Annotated in this window: 1 pseudogene; it reads left to right on the forward strand. The window is 70.6% G+C overall.

The window, feature by feature from the left end:
* Positions 1-279: pseudogene (locus CCN44_RS46390) on the forward strand (cytochrome P450); the annotation flags it as partial.

The raw sequence follows: 279 nt of genomic DNA on the forward strand, positions 1-279 counted from the left end.
GGCCGGGCTCAGCGACGACGAGGTCCGCGAACACCTGCGGGTCGTCCTCTTCGCGGCCTACGAGGCCACCGCCAACCTGCTCGCCAACGCGCTGCGCATGGTCCTCACCGAGCCCGGCTTCCGCGCTCAGCTCAACGGCGGCCAGATGACCGTGCCGGAGGCGATCGAGCAGTCCCTGTGGGACGAGCCGCCGTTCAGCACCGTCTTCGCCTACTACGCCAAGCAGGACACCGAGCTGGGCGGCCGGCAGATCCGCAAGGGGGACGGGCTGCTCTTCGC

Origin of the sequence: Streptomyces tricolor (assembly GCF_002155905.1) — a bacterium.
Lineage (GTDB): Bacteria > Actinomycetota > Actinomycetes > Streptomycetales > Streptomycetaceae > Streptomyces > Streptomyces tricolor.